At 56.2% G+C, this 17,707-nt stretch carries 14 protein-coding genes; 6 read left to right on the forward strand and 8 right to left on the reverse strand.

The genetic code is table 11. The features are described 5' to 3' along the window. Positions 1-88 precede the first annotated feature (88 nt). The 3 genes from ftsN to priA form a co-directional block, all read right to left on the reverse strand. Positions 89-1,012, reverse strand: a complete 924-nt coding sequence (ftsN, locus tag BBB56_RS11205) for a cell division protein FtsN (protein ID WP_123801040.1) — start codon at positions 1,010-1,012, stop codon at positions 89-91. A gap of 154 nt (positions 1,013-1,166) precedes the next feature. Further along, positions 1,167-2,204 carry a DNA-binding transcriptional regulator CytR gene (gene cytR, locus BBB56_RS11210; protein ID WP_123801041.1) on the reverse strand — a complete coding sequence of 346 codons (1,038 nt, stop codon included), beginning with the start codon at positions 2,202-2,204 and terminating at the stop codon, positions 1,167-1,169. A 145-nt stretch (positions 2,205-2,349) separates the two neighbouring features. Next, positions 2,350-4,545 (reverse strand): primosomal protein N', encoded by a 2,196-nt coding sequence (gene priA / locus BBB56_RS11215; protein WP_123801042.1) that lies wholly within the window; start codon positions 4,543-4,545, stop codon positions 2,350-2,352. 231 nt (positions 4,546-4,776) lie between these two features. Between priA and rpmE the strand changes: the two genes are divergently transcribed. Continuing rightward, the gene (gene rpmE / locus BBB56_RS11220) at positions 4,777-4,992 is read left to right on the forward strand and encodes a 50S ribosomal protein L31 (RefSeq protein WP_123801043.1); all 216 of its coding nucleotides are present in this window, start codon (positions 4,777-4,779) and stop codon (positions 4,990-4,992) included. Positions 4,993-5,159: 167 nt separating this feature from the next. Here rpmE and BBB56_RS11225 read toward each other — a convergent pair whose 3' ends face one another. From BBB56_RS11225 to metJ, 3 genes are all read right to left on the reverse strand, one after another. Further along, positions 5,160-6,737 carry a filamentous hemagglutinin N-terminal domain-containing protein gene (locus BBB56_RS11225; RefSeq protein ID WP_123801044.1) on the reverse strand — a complete coding sequence of 526 codons (1,578 nt, stop codon included), beginning with the start codon at positions 6,735-6,737 and terminating at the stop codon, positions 5,160-5,162. A gap of 74 nt (positions 6,738-6,811) precedes the next feature. Further along, positions 6,812-8,530 carry a ShlB/FhaC/HecB family hemolysin secretion/activation protein gene (locus tag BBB56_RS11230; protein WP_123801045.1) on the reverse strand — a complete coding sequence of 573 codons (1,719 nt, stop codon included), beginning with the start codon at positions 8,528-8,530 and terminating at the stop codon, positions 6,812-6,814. A 220-nt stretch (positions 8,531-8,750) separates the two neighbouring features. Then, complete coding sequence (gene metJ / locus BBB56_RS11235) at positions 8,751-9,068, reverse strand: met regulon transcriptional regulator MetJ (RefSeq protein WP_123801046.1); 318 nt, start codon at positions 9,066-9,068, stop codon at positions 8,751-8,753. A gap of 269 nt (positions 9,069-9,337) precedes the next feature. Here metJ and metB point away from each other — a divergent pair, with 269 nt between their 5' ends. The 3 genes from metB (at position 9,338) to metF (ending at position 14,046) form a co-directional block, all read left to right on the forward strand. Further along, entirely contained in the window at positions 9,338-10,498 is a 1,161-nt protein-coding gene (metB, locus tag BBB56_RS11240) for a cystathionine gamma-synthase (protein ID WP_123801047.1), read from the forward strand. Between the two features lie 2 nt (positions 10,499-10,500). Beyond that, the gene (locus BBB56_RS11245) at positions 10,501-12,936 is read left to right on the forward strand and encodes a bifunctional aspartate kinase/homoserine dehydrogenase II (protein ID WP_123801048.1); all 2,436 of its coding nucleotides are present in this window, start codon (positions 10,501-10,503) and stop codon (positions 12,934-12,936) included. A gap of 210 nt (positions 12,937-13,146) precedes the next feature. Further along, a complete protein-coding gene (metF, locus tag BBB56_RS11250) occupies positions 13,147-14,046 on the forward strand; it encodes a methylenetetrahydrofolate reductase (protein WP_123801049.1) in 900 nt (299 codons plus the stop codon). A gap of 39 nt (positions 14,047-14,085) precedes the next feature. Here the strand turns inward: metF and BBB56_RS11255 are convergent, their stop codons facing one another. After that, entirely contained in the window at positions 14,086-15,687 is a 1,602-nt protein-coding gene (locus BBB56_RS11255) for a gamma-glutamyltransferase family protein (RefSeq protein ID WP_123801050.1), read from the reverse strand. Between the two features lie 524 nt (positions 15,688-16,211). Here BBB56_RS11255 and BBB56_RS11260 point away from each other — a divergent pair. After that, a complete protein-coding gene (locus tag BBB56_RS11260) occupies positions 16,212-16,505 on the forward strand; it encodes an HTH-type transcriptional regulator (RefSeq protein ID WP_033754453.1) in 294 nt (97 codons plus the stop codon). Positions 16,506-16,545: 40 nt separating this feature from the next. On the opposite strand, the gene BBB56_RS11265 is transcribed toward BBB56_RS11260, so the two are convergent. Beyond that, the gene (locus BBB56_RS11265) at positions 16,546-17,139 is read right to left on the reverse strand and encodes an HD domain-containing protein (RefSeq protein ID WP_123801051.1); all 594 of its coding nucleotides are present in this window, start codon (positions 17,137-17,139) and stop codon (positions 16,546-16,548) included. A gap of 62 nt (positions 17,140-17,201) precedes the next feature. Between BBB56_RS11265 and BBB56_RS11270 the strand changes: the two genes are divergently transcribed. Then, the gene (locus BBB56_RS11270; RefSeq protein ID WP_123801052.1) at positions 17,202-17,666 is read left to right on the forward strand and encodes a MarR family winged helix-turn-helix transcriptional regulator; all 465 of its coding nucleotides are present in this window, start codon (positions 17,202-17,204) and stop codon (positions 17,664-17,666) included. The last annotated feature ends 41 nt before the right edge of the window (positions 17,667-17,707 follow it).

Genomic DNA, 17,707 nt, shown 5'->3' on the forward strand with positions numbered 1-17,707 from the left:
GCAGACCCCTTGTTGCAGTAGAAAAAAAGCGCCGCGCGGCAGGGCGCGGCGCATCATGCAACCAGATATGGGGCGGGTTTGGCGGGATTCAACCCCCGACGGAAAGCGGAATGCAGTTTGAATGACCGTTGCCGCGCAGCCGCTTCAGCGTGCTGTCGGCGCTACTGCGATCTTTAAAGGGCCCTATCACCACGCGGTTCCAGCCGCCACCGGTCGTAATACGGCTTTCGAAACCCTCAAACGCCAGACCGGCGCGCACGGATTCCGCCTGGTCGGTGCCTTTGAACGAGCCGCACTGCACCATCCAGCGCTGCGAAGAGGCCGGTTTTTCCGCCGGTTTCTTTGCGGTCTCCTGGGCAGGCTCACGCGTAACAGGCGCAGGCTGCTGGGTTTGCGTCTGGCGCGGCGGCGGCGCCTGACGCGTGCTCTGCGACGGCGTCTGAGACGGATGGGCGCTCTGCTGCGGCATCGTCTGCGTCTGGCGCGGCGGAGCGCTTTGCGGCGTCTGCTGCTGGCGCGACTGCATCTGCAACTGCTGCTGACGCTGCAATGTCTGCTGACGCTGCGCCGGGGTCTGTTCATTCCACGGCACTTCATTCAGCTGCGTCGGTGACTGACGCATGTCCGCCTGCATCTGCTCCAGCAGCTGTCGTTGTTCATCAGTGAGCTGCGTATGCGACTGGATTTCGCCGCCCGCCGACGGTTCCGTTGGGGTAGGCACCGTGACCTGACGGTTTTCCAGCTCTTTGATATATTTCCAGCGCTCTTCAGGCTTCGGCGGCAGACCGTTGCCGTTGGCTTTATGATCCGGGATCACCGGCACATCTTCTTTTTTATGATGCGCAAGGAACCATAAACCACCGGCAAAGGTCACCAGCACCGCAACGGCCAGTACCACCATAATTTTGGAAACACCTGAGCCGCCTTTACTTTTCTTTCCACGGCTGGTGCTGCTTTTTTTGCGACGCGTCCCTGTTGAACGCCCGCGGCTTACGTAATCTCTCTGTGCCACTCTCGTTCTGATACCCTTCAAAAAAATCGTGCCAACTGGGCGAAAACGCTTTGAAAGACCGCCCGGCAAGGAGTCCGCCATGTTACTCAAGGGTCGGAACTTTGACCAGCAGTGTTCGCCTTAAGAATCTACTGAAAATACCGGAAAACAGCGGTTATTTCTCGCGCTTAATTTCCGGGGCCGTGCTGCCGCGCACGGTAAGTTCGGCATCCAGCAGACGCGAACCGTTATTTACCCGTTTGCCCTGGAGTTCATCCAGCAGCAGCAGCATCGCTTCGCGGCCAATCTGATAGCGCGGCTGCGCGACCGTGGTAAGCGGCGGTTCGCAGTAGCGCGACAGTTCAATATCGTCAAAGCCAACGATCGACAGGTCCTGCGGCACGCGCAGGCCGAGGCGTTTGGCCTGGTTCATTGCGCCGATCGCCAGCATATCGCTGTGACAAAACAGCGCGCGCGGCGGCTGCGGCAGCGCCATTAACTGCTTCAGCGCCTGCGCGCCTGCTTCGAAGCTGAAATCGCCGCGCACAATATAGCCAGGGTCAATGGTCAGGTTGCTGCGGCGCAGCGCCTGAATATAGCCCTGCGTGCGGTACTGGCACAGCGGCATCTCTTCCGGACCGGCGATGCAGGCGATCTGACGGTGGCCCAGCTGCAACAGATGATTTACCGCTTCGAAAGCGGCCGTCAGATTATCAATATGTACGGTGGGCAGCGACATTTCCGGCGCGAACTCATTCGCCATCACCATCGGCGGCAAGTTGCGCTGCTCCTCATTCAGCGGATCGAAAGGGATCTGCGAGCCGAGCAGCACCATGCCATCGATCTGGCGCGTCAGCAGCAGATCGAGAAAGTTTTTTTCCTGCTGGTTCTGGTGCGCGCAGTCGCCAATCAGAACCAGATAGCCTTCCTGCGCCGCCGTGACTTCTACGCCGCGAATAATTTCGCTAAAGAAGGGATCGCAGATGTCAGGCACAATCACCAGAATCGTCTGCGTCTCGCCGCGACGGGCGTTGCGCGCCACACCGTGCGGCGCATAGCCGACGGCAGCCACCGCCTGCTCGACTTTTTGTCGCGTCGCCGCCGACACCTTTTCCGGATTCATCAGCGCGCGCGAGACGGTCGCGGTTGAAACGCCCGCTTTCTCGGCCACGTCTTTCATCGTGGCGGTGGGCGTTTGGGGATTGTGTTCCAACACTGTACTCCTGACGCGTTCGAGGGATAGCTGTGGCAATAAAATGCCACACCGCGCACATTGTTAACGATTGCGCGGCCGGGTTGTTACTTAATTTGCATAAAAATTGTGACTTGTGCGACTTTTTTCGATCTGGCTCGCAGGCTCAGCTCTCGGTGGGGTCAATATCCAGCGTCCATTTGACTTTGCGCGCGGCGGGCAGGGTGGCAATCAACGGCAGCGAGCTACTGAGCAGCTGCTGCAGGCGTTTACGCGACGCGTGCTGCACCAGCAGCTGCCAGCGCCAGCGTCCTCCGCGCTTCGGCTGCAACGCCGGAACCGGACCCATCAGCCACATGGCGCTATCCTTGAGCGGGCTGGCGTCGAGTAAATTGCGCAGCTGCTGCAAAAATTCGGCAGCCTGCTGATTATCGTGATCTTCAGCGCGAAACAGCGCGTGGCTGGTCCAGGGGGGCAGCCGCACCGACTGACGCTCCAGCAGCGTCTGTTGGGCAAACGCGAAATACCCCTGATGCAGCAGCGTCTGTAGCAGCGGGTGTTCCGGATGGTGGGTTTGCAGCAGCACTTCGCCCTGTTTCCCGGCGCGGCCCGCGCGGCCCGCGACCTGGGTATAAAGCTGCGCGAAGCGTTCGGCGGCGCGAAAATCGGCGGAGAAGAGCGCGCCGTCCACGTCCAGCAGCGACACCAGCGTCACGTCGGGAAAGTGGTGGCCTTTAGCCAGCATTTGCGTGCCGACCAGAATGCGCGCGCCGCCGCGATGCACGTCGGCCAGATGCTGCTCCAGCGCGCCTTTACGGCTGGTGGTGTCGCGATCGATGCGCGAGACCGGCACGCCGGGGAACAGCGTGCCGAGCTGCTGCTCCAGCTGTTCCGTGCCGACGCCAACCGGCAGCAGGTGCGTAGAGCCGCACTGCGGACACTGATTAGGCAGCGGACGCTGGCTGTCGCAGTGGTGGCAGCGTAGCTGGCGCTGCTGCTGATGCAGGGTGTAGTAACGTTCGCAGCGCTGACACTCCGCAATCCAGCCGCAGTCGTGACAGAGCAGCGCGGGCGAGTAGCCGCGACGGTTCAGGAACAGCAGAACCTGATTATCCGCCTGCAAATGCTGACGCATTTTGCCGATCAGCGCCGGCGCCAGCCCGCCGATAAGCTGCTGGCCTTTAAGATCGACCAGCTGTTGCAGCGCCGGCCGCGCATTGCCGGCGCGCTTCGTCAGATCAAGCTGGCGGTATTTGCCGCTGCGCACGTTGTGCAGCGTCTCCAGCGCGGGGGTCGCGGAACCCATGACGATCGGGATATTTTCTTCACGCGCGCGAAACACCGCCAGGTCACGGGCCTGATAGCGCCAGCCCTCCTGCTGTTTATACGAGCTGTCATGCTCTTCATCAATAATGATGACGCCAGGGCGCGCCAGCGGCGTGAACAGCGCAGAGCGCGTGCCGATAATAATGGCGTTTTCGCCCTGGCGCGCGCGCAGCCAGACGGCAAGGCGTTCGCTGTCGTTGAGCGCGGAGTGCAGCACGTCGACGGGCGCGTCAAAGCGCTCGCGGAAGCGGGCGATCGTCTGCGGCGTCAGGCCGATTTCGGGCACCAGCACCAGCGCCTGTTTGCCGCGCGCCAGCACATTCTCCAGCACGCTCAGATAGACTTCGGTTTTGCCAGAACCGGTAATGCCCGCCAGCAGCCAGGCGGCATACTGCTCATCTTCACTGCGGATCGCGCCGACGGCCATCGCCTGATCGGTGTTGAGCCGCAAACGCTCGCCTTTTATCGCAAAGGTTGCGCGCCAGTCCTGCCGCTGCGGCTGGTGTTCGCGCAGATCGCATAATCCTTTGGCGCGCAGCGCCTGCAATGCCGTCTCGGTAAGATCCTGGTCGGCGACCTGATGGCGGTAGAGCGGCTGCTGACGCAGCGCGGCCAGCGCCTGCTGCTGCTTTGGCGCGCGCTTCAGGCTTTCCGGCGCGGTGGCCTGGCCCTGTTCGGTAATGGCCCACTGCCACAGCGGCGCCTCCTGCGCCGGTTTCCCCTGACGCAGCAGAACCGGCAGCGCATGGCTCAGCACTTCGCCAGCGGGAGAGTGATAATAGCCTGCCGCCCAGTTAAGCAGACGCCACAGGGAAGACGGAAAGAGCGATTCGCTGTCCAGCACGTCGGCGACGCGCTTGAGCTGTGATTCCGGCAGGTCGCTCTGCGCGCGAAAACCCACCACGATACCGATCATTTTACGATTGCCAAAGGGTACGCTGACGCGCCCGCCTGTGACCGGCTGCGCGCCGTGCGGCGGCAGATAGTCAAACAGACGAGGTAGCGGAACGGGCAGGGCAACCTGAACGACGGGCATGGCGATCTCTTTCCGGTCAATGGGTCATAGCGGGACGCCTAGTGTACACGCTGGCGCGACCAGCGGGTATCTTGCAGAGGATTTGCGTAAAGCGGTTATTTTCTGTATAGTATGCCGCCTTTGGTGAGAAAGCTCTCGCCAGAGCCTAAACATTAATGTTCAACCGCGTGTGGTGCTGTGCAGGTTTTAGCCTGGCACGGAGAGCGACACGGCCTTTTATGAGGTTCTCCCATGAAACAAGGTATTCACCCGAAATACGAAGCTGTGACCATCACTTGCACCTGCGGTAACGTGATCCACACTCGCTCTACTATGGCACACGACATGAACCTGGACGTTTGTGGTAAATGCCACCCGTTCTATACCGGCAAGCAGCGTGAAGTTGCAACCGGTGGCCGTGTTGACCGCTTCAACAAGCGTTTCAGCGTGCCGGGCGTTAAAAAATAAGTTTTCAAAACGGAATGGCTCGTCAGGGCCATTCCGCTCTCTCTCTTCCCCATTCTGCTTCAATCTCTTCCTGCTTTCTTTCTTGAAATTCCCTGAACGCTCTCTTCCTGCTTACTGCCTTTTATAAAATAAAATGCCGACGCGGTGAGCGCCGGCAACAGAGATCGTTAGATGCTGGATTTGTTCAGCTCAAGAATCGGCGCAACCACGTTGCCGCCAATATTGTTAATGCTGGTAATCGCAGGCGCGTTGATTTGCAGCGTTGACTCGGCAGAGAGCGTACCTGGCTGGCAAACTATCCACAGCTTACAGAATTGAGTATTTAACTTGCCATTAGTGTTCAACGTTAAATTTTCGCCTTTCAATACTCCAGTATTAGTGATGCTGTCAATACCGGTGACGGTCAGCTGGCCGGTGGCGGTTATCTTCCCTGAGTTAACGAAATCATTCGAGTACAGCGTCAGGTTTTCAGCGTCAACGGTCATGCGATTATTAATCTCGCTGGCGGTCAGATAGGACTCTCCCTGTGACAAAAGATTGCCTGAATTGAGATTAATAGATTTCACCGCCTTCATGGTTACGCCGTTCGTCGCCATAATCACGCCTTTACCATTATTGCTGATGCTGGTATCGGCATAAGGGGCATAACCATTGCTGGTAACGGGCGCAAAACCACTCATAAGATAAACCGTACCCTCTGAGCTAATGGTGCCGCTATTCGAAATATCTCCCGCATAAGAGATCAGCTGATTTAAAGACGAACCCTTTATTGTCCCTTCATTGGTAATCTGGCCCGCACTGGCGGCGTAAAGGGCTGAGCTGGCCTTTATTGTGCCTGTGTTGTGTAGCTCATGCGCCGAAACCAGTTGAATCGTGTTTCCTTCCAGCGACCCGCTGTTGCTGAATTTGTTCGCGGTGGAGACGAGCAACGTTTTGCCTGCCAGGGTGCCTTTATTATTCAGTACCCCATTCGATGAAATTTGAATAGCATCGGCTGACAGGATGCCGTTGTTATTGACGCCCAACCCTGCTTTAGTGGTCTGTAGCTGGATCACCCCAGCGGTTACGCCTCCCAGCGCGCTGATATCAATACCGACTTTATTAGAGGATGAGCCATCAGCGACGGCCGTGCCGGTAGTGGTGTCATAACTATATTTACCTGCGATCGCCTTTAACGAGCCGGTCTGGAGCTGGCCGTTAATCTTGATGCTTTCGGCTAAAATATCGGTGTAGCTCTGCGCGTTGGTTAACCCATTCAGGGTGATTGTTCCTTTCTGCACGTTGAAGCTGGTTAATGCGCCATCGGTAAAGACCGGCTTGCCAGTAGTCAAGGTCGCGCGGCTGGCATTAATGAAGCTACAGCCTTTACAGGTAATGCCATTTGGGTTGGCAACAATCACATCGGCAGTCTGACCGGCGACCTCAATCGCACCATTAAGCTGGCTGGCTTTATTGGAGATGACCTCGTTCAGGATCACCTTTGCCGCAGCTGTCAGGTTGCCATTCTTAGCAATGTCGCCGTTTTCCCGCACCAGATCGTTGAGGCTGTTATTCAGCACCATGCCCTTGTTATTAACGTTGAAGTCCGTCCACATGTTATGTGAAAGGCCGTTAGCATCGGCGTTGTTAATGTTAACAACCGTAGAACCGTTGGCATGAGTATAGGTAGAAGGGGTAGCAAATACGGCATGCGATAGCATGACTGACGTCGCCAGGAATAGTGCGTTAAATTTATAGCGTCTCATTGTTTTTCCTTTAATGTTTTAGATGTTATTCCATGAAAACAGATAGTTGAAATGTGCTCTGATAATCTCCTCTGTTAATATTTCCATTGCAGCGAAAACCCTAGCGTCAGAGGATCAGTTATAAATCCTTCAGGTTTGTACAATGGCAATCCGGCAAAAAAATCATAACCGGTTTTAAAAATTTCCCCACGTACGCCGAGAACGCTACCGATTAATGTATTTCCAGAATAATACTGCTGGTTGTAGTGGCCCCATGTCTGACCTATATCTATGCCTGTATAAGGCTGATAGTCTTTTCCGTCCGGAATCCAGTTGATATCATTACGCAGGAACCATCCCTGGTTGTCCTGTAAACTATATTCACCATCAAAGCCACGTACGCTCCAACGATTGCCTGACGCCATTCGATCCAGCGAAGAAAGCGTGTCAGGCGACAGCTGTAATTTTAAATAAGGAGAGTAGTTAAAATTTTGGCCGTAGAGCGTAAAATTAACAGCTGCTTTAATATCCAGATTGATTATCCGCCCTTCGCTGCTGATTAATCCGTTTTTTTGCTCAACAGTGTTGCCACTGTTAAACCACGGCATGCGTTTTTGATAGCTTAACGTGCCAGAAACAATAGCATTGTTAAAATAGCGCTGATGTTCAACGATCAGTTTCCAGCCTGCACTCTTTTTCTGCATGCTGGCAAGTTCGTAATCGTTATAATAATAGTGCGTTTTCGCATTAAATAGTTGTAATCCGCCAGTGGTTTGCTGATGAACGGTGTGAGACAGAAGGCGATTTATCTGAGCACTGTAGTAACTGTTTTTATTGTTAAGCATCCAGTCTGACAGCGTGCCCTGAATATGTTGCTGATAACTGCTCTGACTCGCATAAAGGTCCAGCCACCAGAAGCCAACGGGCACAGAGTAGCCAATCGCACGGTTATCGCTACCTTCTGGCTTATTGCGCGGGGCTAAAGCGCGACCAGCAGAGAAGAGCAGGGTGTCATTAAGCGACGTCATATTATAAAGATAAAGCGCTGCTCCGCCCTGATAGCGGCCGGTCGTTTTGCTGCCTGCATCGTTAGCCCAGGCGCTAACCTGCCAGCGTTTGTCCTGATGGCGGTCGATTACGATATTGCTCTGACCCTGTTCTTCGCCTGGAACAACATCGATTTTCACCTCGCTTCCTGGCGTTCGCCGTAAATTAAAGCTCCCCTGCTCAAGTTCGCTAATATTTAATACGTCGCCTTCGCGCAGGGGCAGCGTCGTTTTCAGGTTGATATAATCCGGGCTGCTCTCTGTCAGCTGAATTTTCCCTACTTTGCCAGCAACGATATCAAACCTTAACCTCTGGCTTTTTAAATCCTGCTGAGGCAAATTAACTCGTGTAGTAATATAGCCAAGTCGAATAATTTCATTTTGCAAAGTGTTGGCAAGTAATCTTATGCCGTTTACGCCCAGACATTTCCCCTGTGCCTGATGAGTAAAATAGCTCAGGCTTTTTAAATGTAATGAAGCACTATCTTGTGTCCAGGTGACCTCCTCTATCGGATAACAAGGCGATTCGCTGGGAAAAAAGATACGGCTTTTATTTGCTTCTTGCTGAGTTGAACGATTGTTGGTATTTTGACTCTGCAAGGCTTTTTGACGAATTTTATCCTGCTCAACCTGACGGATTGATTGATCATTTAGCACGGAACTTTTATTGTCAGATGAGTTTTTTTCCGCGCCGGATGCTGAATTTATCAGGAAAAAGCTAAGGGCAAAAACAAAGCTAACACTCCTTGTGTTTAAATATTTTTCCATGTGTTGCGCCAGTAGAATAATTTAGCGCTGGAGTTTACTTATTTTGCATTGCGCGAACAATAGAGGCGTATTTTGTTTTGTTTTTAATTTTGGTCTATATGTTAAATTTAAGTCGGCACTGGAAAATAGATTTATTTTCGCTGGATAGAATTATTATTATTAGCAGATCTTATATTGGCGGCAGGTTCTCAAATGATAATCTGCCGCCAGGACGGAAAAATTAATACTCCCAGGTATCGGGATTGACGCCCTTTTCACGCATGATCTTTTTCGCTTCTTCCGGGATTTCATCGCTACGCTCTTTGCGCAGATCGACGTCGTCAGGCAGAGGCTGTCCGGTAAAGGCGTGTAAAAAGGCTTCGCACAGCAGTTCGCTATTTGTCGCGTGACGCAGGTTGTTGACCTGACGACGAGTACGCTCATCCGTTAAAATCTTCAGCACGCTCAATGGGATAGAAACTGTGATCTTTTTGACCTGCTCACTCTTCTTACCGTGTTCAGCGTAAGGGCTGATATATTCGCCGTTCCATTCAGCCATGGGTTACCTTAATCAATAAAAGTTAAAAGTGGGGAAATCCGTGGATTATGCCCGATTTTACCGTGCCTGACCTGTTGAACTGCTGGGTTTCTTCATTCTGAGCATGAAAAGGGCACAGAACGCAGGCAATCAGGGGATAATTTTAGCGGGTAAAGCCTTTCTGCTCAATCTATACGCAAAGACATTTAGATGTCCAGATGTATTGACGTCTAATCGTGGGGTGTTATTCTGTTGCCTCTTTGTTAATCTTTTCAGGAATGGAATGCACCATGACGCGTAAACAGGCAACCATCGCAGTTCGCAGCGGTTTGAATGATGACGAGCAATATGGCTGTGTTGTCCCACCGATTCATCTCTCCAGCACCTATAACTTCCTGGATTTCAACGAGCCGCGCGCGCACGATTATTCACGCCGCGGCAACCCGACGCGCGATGTGGTACAGCGCGCGCTGGCGGAACTGGAAGGGGGCGCCGGCGCGGTGTTAACGAATACCGGCATGTCGGCCATTCATCTGGTGACGACAGTGTTCCTGAAGCCTGGCGATCTGCTTGTTGCGCCGCATGACTGCTACGGCGGCAGCTATCGCCTGTTTGACAGCCTTGCGAAGCGCGGCGCCTACCGCGTGAAATTCGTCGACCAGGGCGACCGTGCCGCGCTGGAGGCGGCGCTGGCGGAAAAACCGAAGCTGGTGCTGGTGGAAAGCCCAAGCAATCCCTTGCTGCGCGTGGTAGACATCGCCGCTATTTGCGAGGCGGCGCGCAGCGCGGGCGCGGTCAGCGTAGTCGACAATACCTTCCTGAGTCCGGCGCTGCAAAATCCGCTGGCGCTGGGCGCGGACCTGGTGATTCATTCCTGTACCAAATACCTTAACGGCCATTCCGACGTGGTCGCGGGAGCGGTGATCGCCAAAGACCCGGCGCTGGCGACCGAGCTTGCCTGGTGGGCCAATAATATCGGCGTTACCGGCGCGGCTTTCGACAGTTATCTGCTGCTGCGCGGTCTGCGGACGCTGGCCCCGCGTATGGCTGCGGCGCAGCGCAACGCGCTGGCAATTGTGGAATATCTGCAACAGCAACCGCTGGTGAAAAAGCTGTATCATCCCTCCTTGCCGGAAAATGCCGGGCATGAATATGCCGTGCGTCAGCAGCGGGGCTTTGGCGCGATGCTGAGTTTTGAGCTGGACGGCGACGAAGCGCTGCTGCGTCGTTTTCTAAAAGCGCTACAGCTGTTTACGCTGGCGGAGTCGCTCGGTGGCGTCGAAAGCCTGATTTCCCACACCGCGACCATGACACATGCAGGCATGTCCGCAGAGGCGCGCGCAGCGGCGGGTATTTCCGAAACTCTGCTGCGTGTTTCTGTGGGTATTGAGGATCACGAAGATTTAATAGCCGATCTGGACAATGCATTCCGGACGGCATCTGAGGGTTAAAGATGACGATTTCAGCAGGCGCGGCAACGCCAGACAGTAAACAGTTGCATAAATTTGGCGGCAGCAGCCTGGCGGATGCGCGCTGCTATCAGCGCGTCGCCACCATTATGGCGGACTACAGTCGGCCCGGTGATTTAATGGTGGTGTCAGCGGCTGGCTCGACGACCAACCAGCTGATTAGCTGGCTAAAGCTCAGCCAGAGCGATCGCCTGGCGGCGCATCAGGTGCAACAGTCTTTACGGCGCTATCACAGCGAGCTGATCGCTGCGCTGCTGCCTGCTGAATATGCTGAACCCCTCACCGCCTCTTTTATTCGCGATCTGGAAAAACTGGCGGCGCTGCTGGACGGCGCTATCAACGATGCGATCTACGCCGAAGTGGTCGGTCACGGCGAAGTGTGGTCGGCGCGGCTGATGGCGGCGGTGCTGAGCCAGCGCGATATTGATGCCTGCTGGCTTGACGCGCGCGACTTTCTGCGCGCCGAACGCGCCGCTCAGCCGCAGGTCGATGAGGGGAAATCCTGGCCGCTGCTGCAAACCCTGCTGGCGCAGCATCCGCACCAGCGCATCGTGGTCACCGGCTTTATCAGCCGCAACGACGCGGGCGAAACGGTTTTGCTGGGTCGCAATGGTTCGGACTACTCTGCGACGCAGATTGGCGCGCTGGCTGGCGTCAGCCGCGTCACCATCTGGAGCGACGTCGCCGGGGTATACAGCGCCGATCCGCGCAAAGTGTCCGACGCCTGTCTGCTGCCGCTGCTGCGTCTCGACGAAGCCAGCGAGCTGGCGCGTCTTGCGGCGCCCGTGCTGCATACCCGTACCTTGCAGCCGGTTTCCGGCAGCGACATCGATCTCCAGCTGCGCTGTAGCTATCAGCCGGAGCAGGGGTCGACGCGCATCGAACGCGTACTGGCCTCCGGCACCGGCGCGCGTATCGTCACCAGCCATGATGACGTCTGCCTGATTGAAGTACAGGTACCGGAGCAGCATGATTTCGTCGCGCTGCATAAAGAGGTCGAGCAGCATCTTACGCGCGCGCAGCTGCGGCCGCTGGCGACCGGCGTACACCCTGATCGTCAGCTACTGCAACTCTGCTATACCTCGGAAGTGGTCAACAGCGTGTTCCAGCTGCTCCAGGATGCAGGCCTGCCGGCGCATCTGCAACTGCGCGAAGGTCTGGCGATGGTGGCGCTGGTGGGCGCGGGCGTGACGCGCAATCCGCTGCACAGCCATCGCTTCTGGCAGGAGATTCAGGATCAGCCGGTCGAGTTCGTCTGGCAGTCGGAAGATCATATCAGTCTGGTGGCGGTGCTGCGCGTCGGTCCGACGCAGTCGCTGATTCAGGGGCTGCATCAGTCCCTGTTCCGGGCGGAAAAGCGCATCGGCCTGATGCTGTTCGGTAAAGGTAATATCGGTTCGCGCTGGCTGGAGCTGTTTGCGCGCGAGCAGGAAGCGCTCTCGGCGCGTACCGGTTTTGAATATGTGCTCGCGGGCGTGGCGGACAGCCAGCGTAGCCTGCTGAGCTATGAGGGCCTTGATGCCAGCCGCGCGCTGGCCTTCTTTGACGACGAAGCGGAAGCGCGCGACGAAGAGTCGCTGTTCCTGTGGATGCGCGCTCACCCGTTCGACGATCTGGTAGTGCTTGACGTGACCGCCAGCACGCCGCTGGCGCAGCAGTATCTTGATTTTGCCAGCCACGGTTTCCACGTGATTAGCGCCAATAAAGTCGCGGGCGCCTCTGACAGCCAGACCTGGCGTCAAATCCGCGATGCGTTTGCGAAAACCGGCCGTCACTGGCTGTATAACGCGACGGTGGGCGCAGGTTTACCCATCAACTACACGGTGCGCGATCTGCGTGACAGCGGCGATACGATTTTAGCCATCAGCGGGATCTTCTCCGGCACGCTCTCCTGGCTGTTTTTGCAGTTCGACGGCACGGTGCCTTTTACCGAGCTGGTAGACCAGGCGTGGCAGCAGGGATTAACCGAACCGGATCCGCGTGTTGATCTGTCGGGCCAGGACGTGAAGCGCAAGCTGGTGATTCTGGCGCGTGAGGCGGGCTATAACATCGAGCCGGAACAGGTCCGCGTTGAATCGCTGGTGCCGGCGGGCTGCGAAGAAGGCTCGATCGACGATTTCTTCGAGCATGGCGACGCGCTCAATGATCAGATGCTGCAACGGCTGGAAGCGGCGCAGGAGATGGGGCTGGTGCTGCGCTACGTCGCGCGTTTTGACGCCAGCGGTAAAGCGCGCGTAGGGGTTGAAGCGGTGCGCCCGGAGCATCCGCTGGCGGCGCTGTTGCCGTGCGATAACGTCTTCGCGATCGAGAGCCGCTGGTATCGCGACAATCCGCTGGTTATCCGTGGACCAGGCGCAGGGCGCGACGTGACGGCGGGCGCCATTCAGTCGGATATTCATCGACTTGCCCAGCTGCTGTAATTTTTCTGGCGCCTGTCCTCGTGACAGGCGCTCAGCCTGCCTTTTTGCTTCGTATGAATTTCCCTCATCTTGTTTGAATTTTTGTCACGCCTCTTTATCACTTTTCAGTTGACGCCCTCATAAGATTGGTTCATTTTGTGCATCTGGACGTCTAAACGTATGGATGTTCGCAGGCAGCTTTTTAACCGACGTTTTAACGAGGTACGCAGGATGAGTTTCTTTCATGCCAACCAGCGCGAAGCGCTGAATCAGAGCCTGGCAGAGCTGAACGGGCAAATTAATGTGTCATTTGAATTTTTTCCGCCCCGCACCAGTGAAATGGAAGAGACCCTGTGGCACTCCATCGATCGCCTCAGCAGCCTGAAGCCAAAGTTTGTCTCCGTGACCTATGGCGCAAACTCTGGCGAGCGTGACCGGACCCATAGCATTATTAAAGGCATTAAAGAGCGTACCGGTCTGGAAGCCGCGCCGCACCTGACCTGTATCGACGCCTCGCGCGCAGAGCTGCGCGCCATTGCTCAGGATTACTGGAACAGCGGCATTCGTCATATCGTGGCGCTGCGCGGCGATCTGCCTGCGAGCAGCGGCAAACCCGATATGTATGCCTGCGATCTGGTTTCCCTGCTAAAAGAGGTGGGGGATTTTGATATTTCTGTGGCCGCCTATCCGGAGGTGCATCCGGAAGCAAAGAGCGCGCAGGCCGATCTGATTAACCTGAAGCGCAAAATCGATGCGGGTGCCAGCCGCGCCATTACCCAGTTTTTCTTTGATGTGGAAAGCTACCTGCGTTTTCGCGATCGCTGCGTGGCGACAGGTATCGACGTGGAGATCGTGCCGGGCATCCTGCCGGTATCCAACTTCAAACAGCTCACGCGCTTCGCCACCATGACGAATGTACGCGTGCCGGGCTGGATGAATGCGATGTTCGAGGGGCTGGATGACGATGCGGAGACGCGCAAAATGGTCGGTGCCAATATTGCGATGGACATGGTCAAAATCCTGTCGCGCGAAGGGGTGAAAGATTTCCACTTCTATACGCTGAACCGCGCGGAGATGAGCTACGCCATTTGCCATACGCTGGGCGTGCGTCCGGTTATCGCCGCCGCCTGATGTTGTTGCCGGGCCGCCTCGCGGCTGCCCGCCGCCCTCTTAAAACACCACCGCCTGACCATCTTTTCTGCTCTCCGTCGCGGCGATATAAAAGCCTTGCGGGTCGCGCACGATCGCCTGCGCTCCGCCAAAGTTGTAGCCCTGAAGCGGATCTTCCAGCGTGACCTGATGGCCCAGCCGACGCAGCGCCGCCAGCGTATTGCGCTCCAGCGATGCCTCAAACACCACATGGCGTCCCTGAACCACACGCCAGCGCGGCGCGTCGATCGCCGCCTGCGGATTCTGCTTATGCAGCATAATACGCAGCGCCAGCTGTAGATGGCCCTGCGCCTGCATCGGGCCGCCCATGACGCCAAAGGACATCAGCGGCGCGCCCTGCGCGTCGAGCGCAAAGGCCGGGATAATGGTATGGAAAGGGCGCTTGCCGCCTGCCACCACATTAGGATGCGCGGGATCGAGCGAGAAGCCCGCGCCGCGGTTTTGCAAACTAATGCCGGTCTCAGGCACGACCACGCCTGAGCCGAAACCCATAAAGTTTGACTGAATAAACGAGACCATCATGCCGCTGGCGTCAGCGGTGCTGAGGTAGACGGTGCCGCTCTGCTGCGGCTCGCCAAAGGTAAAATCGCCTGCGCGTTCAGGATCGATTAGCGCCGCGCGCTGGCGTAAATAGCTCTCGCTCAGCAGCTGTTCCGCCGGAAACTCCAGATGATCTTCATCGCTGATATAACGCTCCAGATCGACCAGCGCCAGCTTCATCGCCTCAATAGAAAGGTGTAGCCAGGGCAGGGAGTCGGGCTGATAGCGGCCAATGTCGAGTTGCTCAAGAATGCCCAGCGCAATCAGCGTGGCGATGCCCTGGCCATTAGGCGGCAGCTCCTGCACCGAACCGCCCGCAAACGGCTGCGACAGCACCTTAACCCAGTCGGGGCGGTGATTATGCAAATCTTCCCGCGTCAGCGCGGCGTTGTGCTGGCGGGCGAAGGCGACAATTTTTTCCGCCAGTTCGCCGCGATAAAAGCTTTCGCCTCGGCTTGCGGCGATTTTTTGCAGCGTTGCCGCCTGCGCCGGATTGCGGAACAGTTCACCCGCGCGCGGCGGGCGGCCGTCCGGCGCAAAGCACTCGCGAAAACCCGGCTGATGCTGGAGCTTGTCGTAGCCGCGCTGCCAGAGTTCGGCGATCAGCGGCGAAACCGGAAAGCCGTTGCGCGCATAGTCGATAGCCGGCTGCGCCAGGGTGGTCAGCGGCAGGGTGCCAAAACGCTCGGCCAGCGCGACCCATGCGGAGACTGCGCCCGGCACGATCACGGCTTCCCAGCCGATTTCCGGCATACGGCTGCGGCCGACAAAACGATCGGGATGCCAGGCTGCGGGCGCGCGGCCAGAGGCGTTCAGGCCATGCAGCTCTTTTCCATCCCAGATAATGGCGAAAGCGTCGCTGCCGATGCCGTTGCCGGTCGGCTCCAGTACGGTAAGCGCCATCGCCGTCGCGATGGCCGCGTCAGCGGCGTTTCCCCCTTGCTGCAACATGCGCAGACCGGCCTGAGCGGCCAGCGGCTGAGAGGTCGCGACAGCGTTATGGCCCATCATCGGCACCCGATGCGACGGGTAGCTGGCGTGAAAATCATACTCTGAATGCATTTCCGTATCCTTAGCAAAGAGCAGCTGCGCCAGGAAGGTGCGCCGCGGCGGTGCAGTTGTCATCCTGCTGCAATCTGACCGTGAGATGAAACAGGAAAAAAGCATAGGTTTTGCAGATTGGCGCGAATTTTGCCTGTTTTTTAGGCGGGCAGCGCTACTGTAGCAGTGTAAACGATGCGCATTTTTTGCAATTTTTGCGCTTTTTTTAAGCGAGGCGCGGCAGGTTAGCCGTTAGCGATCAATGGGTTGTTTTGCTTATAGCGGAAAGGTGATTTTTCGCCAAAAAAATAATCAACATTCACGCGGCAAATAGTCAGGTCTCTATCCATACTTAGAATCCCGACGATATGTTGCATTAGATAAACAACTTAATCAGACGGTGCAAATCAGGCTGTGTCCCTTAAGGGTTTTACTAACAAAAACCATAAACCCTTGCGGGATGCAGCCTGCCATAACCGGTGTGTGAACCAATTGGTTTTACCTCTACTTTCACGTGATTCATAGTGAGTTTTAAGGAGTTCTCTATGGAAGTAAAAGATCCTGTTTTTGAATTGCTCAGCAGCCTTGAGCAGATTGTTTTAACACGTGATGCAACACCTGCCACAACTGAAATTCAGCTTCAGCCCGCCATGCCAGAGCCGCAGCGCCTGCGTGAACTAACCGGTATGAAAGTCGATGAATTCGCCAAAGTAATGGGCGTCAGCGTCTCCTCAGTGAAGAGCTGGGAAGCGCGCCGGACACGTCCTTCTGCAACGGCGCAAAAACTGATGAAATTGCTGCATGCCAACCCCTACCTCGGACGGCAGTTACTGGACTAAAAAAAGAAAAAAAGAGAACCCGCCAATGGCGGGTTTTTTTTTAACTCAGGCCGCTATATTTCGCCGCCTGTCTGACGAACCAGCTTTCCGGCACGCTGTAGGGCGGTTCGCTCAACTGGATAATGCCCTGTTCGATAATGGTGCTCGCCTGCTGCCACAGCTGCGCATCTCCCTGCTTCAGCAGACCAATCTGAATACGCTTCTCGACCAGATAAACACGCGCGAAATGGGGATCGAAACGCACGATAGCGCGCGTATTATCGATAATGTCAGCCAGTTTAATGGTTTGCGCTTCGGGCGAGGCGCTGGCAGTATGGCGAAAATGCGCCAGCTTACGCGCCGCGCGGTTTTTGGCCTGCGGCTGGGCGCAGTCGGTGAGCATTTCAACCAGCTGCGCCACGCGGGGACCAAAATGGACCTCGATATCGTTCAGCGTGGTGTCTGTATCTTCCACCGTATCGTGCAGCCAGGCTGTCGCCAGCAGCGCATCGTCCGCGCTAACGCTGCGTACCAGTTCCGCAACGGCCGCCGGATGAACGATATAGGGTTCGTCAGTATATTTTCGCCGTTGACCGGCTTCAGCATGAGCGCGTGTCGCATAGCGTCGTGCCTGCTCTTCCAGAGATTCCAGCATGCAAAAACCCTCGTGTGAAAAGTTGCTTGCAATTATCTAGCGCGCTATTTATATTCACTTCCATGAACAGTAATCAAAATGACAAAAAAGTGAAGACGACGCCACTATTGGTCGATCAACAGCTTTGTTTCGCGCTCTATTCTGCTAACCTGGCGATGAACAAAGTGTATCGGCAGCTGCTGTCGCAGCTCGATATCACCTATCCACAATATCTGGTGATGCTGGTGCTCTGGGCAAAAGACGATCTCACCGTGTCTGAAATCGGCGAGCAGCTGTTTCTCGATTCCGCCACGCTGACGCCGCTGCTGAAGCGACTGGAGAGCGCAGGGCTTATTCATCGCCAGCGCTCGCGTCAGGACGAGCGTCAGGTTGTGGTTACGCTGACAGAGCAGGGCCGTGCGCTGCAAAGCCGGGCAAGCGCTATTCCAGAAGCGATCCAGTGCGCAACCGCCTGTGACGACGACACGCTGCTGGCGCTTAAGAACGAGCTTGATTTACTGCGCGATAATTTAAACCGATCGCGTTAATGATTTACCGGGCGTTCGCGCCCGCTGTAACACCTGCTACA

Origin of the sequence: Candidatus Pantoea deserta (assembly GCF_003813865.1) — a bacterium.
Lineage (GTDB): Bacteria > Pseudomonadota > Gammaproteobacteria > Enterobacterales > Enterobacteriaceae > Pantoea > Pantoea deserta.